The 4,345-nt window shown below is 39.3% G+C and carries 5 protein-coding genes and 1 pseudogene; 4 read left to right on the top strand and 2 right to left on the bottom strand.

Translation table 11 applies throughout. The annotated features are described in order from the left end of the window. Positions 1-70 precede the first annotated feature (70 nt). Positions 71-235 carry a hypothetical protein gene (locus tag PX482_RS15290; protein ID WP_002763551.1) on the bottom strand — a complete coding sequence of 55 codons (165 nt, stop codon included), beginning with the start codon at positions 233-235 and terminating at the stop codon, positions 71-73. A gap of 566 nt (positions 236-801) precedes the next feature. On the opposite strand from PX482_RS15290, the gene PX482_RS15295 reads away from it, so the two are divergent. The 4 genes and pseudogenes from PX482_RS15295 to PX482_RS15305 all read left to right on the top strand — a co-directional run bounded on the left by PX482_RS15295 (position 802) and on the right by PX482_RS15305 (position 3,446). Next, entirely contained in the window at positions 802-1,515 is a 714-nt protein-coding gene (locus PX482_RS15295; protein ID WP_002763549.1) for a 2OG-Fe(II) oxygenase, read from the top strand. Positions 1,516-1,711: 196 nt separating this feature from the next. Next, complete coding sequence (locus tag PX482_RS15300; protein ID WP_002763548.1) at positions 1,712-2,410, top strand: hypothetical protein; 699 nt, start codon at positions 1,712-1,714, stop codon at positions 2,408-2,410. Between the two features lie 54 nt (positions 2,411-2,464). Continuing rightward, positions 2,465-2,614, top strand: a pseudogene (locus PX482_RS28120) (methyltransferase); the annotation flags it as partial. 553 nt (positions 2,615-3,167) lie between these two features. Continuing rightward, positions 3,168-3,446 (top strand): hypothetical protein, encoded by a 279-nt coding sequence (locus PX482_RS15305; protein WP_223213098.1) that lies wholly within the window; start codon positions 3,168-3,170, stop codon positions 3,444-3,446. A gap of 302 nt (positions 3,447-3,748) precedes the next feature. Here PX482_RS15305 and PX482_RS15310 read toward each other — a convergent pair. Further along, the coding region (locus PX482_RS15310) for a transposase family protein (RefSeq protein WP_288122636.1) at positions 3,749-4,345 on the bottom strand (597 nt) is incomplete at its 5' end.

A 4,345-nucleotide genomic window follows, 5' to 3' on the forward strand; every position in this document is an offset into this window, starting at 1 on the left:
AGATAAGTAGGGAGGCACAATTATTTGTAGGATGGGTTAGCGGTAGCGTAACATAATCGGGCGTTGGGTTTCATGCTTCAACCCAACCTACGTTCATCTTATATTTAATTCCACCCACCCACTTACGTTCCATTTCAGCCCGACGAAGATCGCTTTCCCTTAAACGGCGCTCAAACTCCTCGGCGGAAGCGCGGAATAGCTGGTAAATATCCTCAAGGGTTACAGGTTCACTCATGGACTGACATCGAAAATAAAACACCCCTAATTATTTTAGCGATTCGGTCGAGAAAACCGAGGAGAGCGAGAGAGCAAAAACGAGATAAATATTAAGAATTATGTAGAAAACTTGACACAAGTATCGTGCTGTGTTATTGCTCCTTATCTTGAATGTCAGGTGAAGAGCCTCGGTTTTACCGCAGTTAGAGCTTTCTAAACATTTTAAACCTTTGTAGCACAAGGCTTTCAAGACTCGGTTAACAATTTGTAATATTCCTTACTAATTATTTATTCCTCCTTTTGCATGAGTGCCTGTTGCCTGTTGCCTGTCCTGATAAGTAGCCTATACTCAGCGGATTTAGTATTAGTGTTCCTCTAGTATGTCACGGTCAAGTCTGTATTAAGGGAACTCGCATTATTTTCTCTACTGGAATGGAAATGCGAAACCTTTGCATCAGCGTACATCTGCCTTTTTCCGGATACAGGCAAAGCTCTCGATGCAACGCAAACCTGTTATAATCACCAACTAGATGGAATCCGTGACCGCCTGCAAATGTATCCAGGCTTTGGGGTGGGAAAGCTGCAATGACAACTGACTTTATCGAGATCTACGAACACGCTTTACGCCCAGAATTGTGCGAAGAGATCAGGCATCGTTTCGAAGCCAGCGACCGCAAGTCGGATGGACGGATCGGTCATGGAGTCGACAAATCCAAGAAGAACAGCACCGACATCACCATCACAGGCCTCTCCGAGTGGAGCGATTTGCACAGTCAGATACTCGACAGCACACTGCGTCACCTGATGTTGTACATTCGCAAGTATCCATACCTGGTCACGAGTGCGTTCGCATTAAGCTGGCAAGAGCCGGCTACCGGACTGGTCAGGCCGTTAACAACTTCGGATGTTGGAGCGGCATCGGACCTGGAACTCGCCGAGTATTTGTTCAGAGTATTTCGACCCGGAGCGATCAACGTTCAGAAATACTCGAAGAGTGTCGGTGGTTACTACTACTGGCATTCGGAAATCTATCCTCGCGACCCAGCTGCCGAGACGCTCCATCGCGTCCTTTTGTTTATGTTCTATCTGAACGATGTAGAGCGCGGTGGTGAGACGGAGTTCTTGTACCAAGAACGGAAGCTCAAGCCGACCTCTGGGACGATGGTGATCGCTCCCGCCGGTTTTACCCATACCCATCGCGGCAATGTGCCCGAGTCGCACGACAAATACATTCTGAGCAGCTGGATCTTGTTCAACCGCGCCGAGCAGCTCTATGCGCGCAAACCCAATCCGGCGTGAGACGACACCAGCGACACAAAGACAGGCATTGCCAACCTCGCCATTTTACTGGCAACCCGAACGTTGCCTGGCTCACGATAGACGGAGTCAACGGGCCACCGTCTGGTGATGGTAGCTCTCTACTCGCGCTTAGAAATTAATTGAATGGAAACTATCAGTAATCAGTGATCAATTAACCTTTAATCATGAGTCAGTTATGATGATGAAATTATTAAGCTCTGTAGTCATTTTGGCAAGTTTACTGAATGTTACACCTAGGATGGTAAATCATCCACCCCGACAAGTTGCTCAAGCGTCTAGCGTTTCTTCGATTCAAGGTTATTGTTTTTCAGTCGCTAATGATGATCTAGATTCTACGGCGAGGATTTATATTCAGGGAAATCAAGTCACGGGTCGGGTAGAAGCTACGATTCATAATGAACAAGAATCTTATTATAGTTCCTATACTCAAACCTTACAAGGAAGGAAAAATGGGAATCAGTTAAACTTAAATATCAAGACAAAAATTGAGTTAGATACTCAAACAACTCAAGAAAAATGGACGTTAACTTCAGATTCTTTGAATACGGGACGAGTCGTTTATCAAAAACAACCTTGTTTAGTATCTCAAATTCGGTTGGCACCAGGAACTAATACCACTGCAGTTAATCAATCGGTTGTTCGAGGTAGTCGAAATATTTATTTATTAAGAGCGAATCAAGGACAGAGAATGGATCTGAAAATTACAGCATTAGAAAATAATGCCGTATTCGATGTGATTGCACCGAATGGGCAAACTTTGAAAACAGAAGCTACCCAATCTAGTTTAAAATTACCGGCTACTGGAAATTATGAAATAATTGTAGGGGGAACTCGTGGCAATGCCACCTATAAATTAAATGTTAAAATTCAATAAATAGAAGGAAACATGGAACAGCCTTGAGGTTGGGGGAGTCTTGACTCTTGCCTCATCTCAACCAGCAATTTAAATGCGCGGGCAGCTTATCCTATATGGTACTGTTTAATTTTATTCCCACAAAAGTTGATTATGTCCTTACCTGAACTCCCTCTTCATCTTCAATTAACCCAAATGATTTCGGGTTACTGGCTATCTCAAGCTAAGCTAAAACGCACTTAAACCACCTAAAATAAAAATGGCTCTTCGGTTTGTGTTATGCAATGGACGGGGTTTATAAGGGATGTAACCCTTATGTATAAAGACATTTGGCGATTTTTGTTAATTGTTTTCGATCTAGAACGAACTAATCAATTAAGTCTCTTGCCAGATAAGGATTTAGTCGATTTATGCCCCCCCTATCGAACCATACCAAGTAACGAAGAACCCATTTCTTAAGATAGACAACAGAATTTATCTCCGACTACTTAACGGCATTATTCAGGGGGGATATTCATACAATACTGAAAAACAATCGAACGTTGCTTTTTTTCCTCTCTATCCTATTTTATTCAAATAAATTGCATCTTTAAATTCTTTAATTTTGCCTATTTATGGTCTTCTTTTTTCTAATTTATGTCTAATATTTGTCTTAATTTTTGTTTATAAAAATAGCAACATTTATCTGAATAAGAGAGGCTGTAAAAAGGTTTTAATTCTTATGTTAATTTTTCCTAACTCCTTTTTTTATAGCTGTTTTTATAGAGAAAGTTTATATTTGCTAACCACCTCTGCTTGTTTTTATTTCTTTCTGAATAAGAAATACTTTTGGTCTGGATTTTTGGGATTTTTTGCCAGTTTAACTAGAGTCACAGGAGTAATAATTTTTCTGGCTTTTGCTATCGAATTACTCTGGAAATATTTAAAGAAAAAAGAACTGCCCAAGAGAGAAAGTCTTTTCCTATTATTAATACCCTGTGGTTTAATTGCTTATATGGTATTTTTAGCGTGGAAATTCAACGAACCTTTGGCATTTGTTAAAATTCAGGATATGTGAGGTAGAAATGAGAGAGTATTTTCTTTAATTACTCTAATAAACTACTGGAAGAATATCAATTGTATAGAACTCTTGCAAATTAATTATATGTTATAATGATGGGTTGACTAATTTTCCCCAAAAAATTAGTTAATCAGTACATTCGTCCTGAATGAAAACTTGAAGTTTAACTTTTAACTCAAAACTCTTTAGAGCTGCTTTAATTTGGTTATCAAAACCTCTTTATTTAAGCGGCACAAACTATCTCAATTATAAAAATTGAGAATAAATTCTCCTTGACTTGATTAATCTTTAGGCAACTTTTAAGAAGCTGCTATACCTATCCCTAACTCACAGTTATAAATAGCCGCCAACAAGTTAACTCTTAAACTATATCTTCGACGACGATTCCGATATTTACAAGATAAGATTTTCAAGATTTTGAGTTTCCTATTTATAGGTTCAATGATAATCCTTTCTTTGGCTAAAGCCTTGTTATACTCTTTTTCTAACTCGGTTAATTTTCTATTTTTCGATTTCTTTTTCGGTGTATAACTATTACTATGGTATGCAGCTATTCCCTGATAACCACTGTCTTCTATGCTGGTAGTTAAAGGATGAAAACGAACTCGACTTTTTTTAAATAAACTAAAATCATGACCTCTGCCTTTCCCACAAAAGACACAGATAATTTCCTCTGTATTTTGATCAGCTACTAATTGGGATTTTAAAGTATGATAACCTCTTTTACCCCCCAAAAAATCTTTCGGTTTCTTTTGGGGGCGTTCAATGGGAGTTTCCGTTACATCCATTACCGTTACGACCGGTATCTCTGCTTGATTGAGTAAAGCTTTTTTTCCTTTTAAACGGAAGTTTCCCGATTGTAAAAGCATTTTTTCCGTCTTATTTACAATCCGACA

Origin of the sequence: Microcystis sp. M53602_WE12 (assembly GCF_030065455.1) — a bacterium.
GTDB classification, from domain to species: domain Bacteria; phylum Cyanobacteriota; class Cyanobacteriia; order Cyanobacteriales; family Microcystaceae; genus Microcystis; species Microcystis aeruginosa.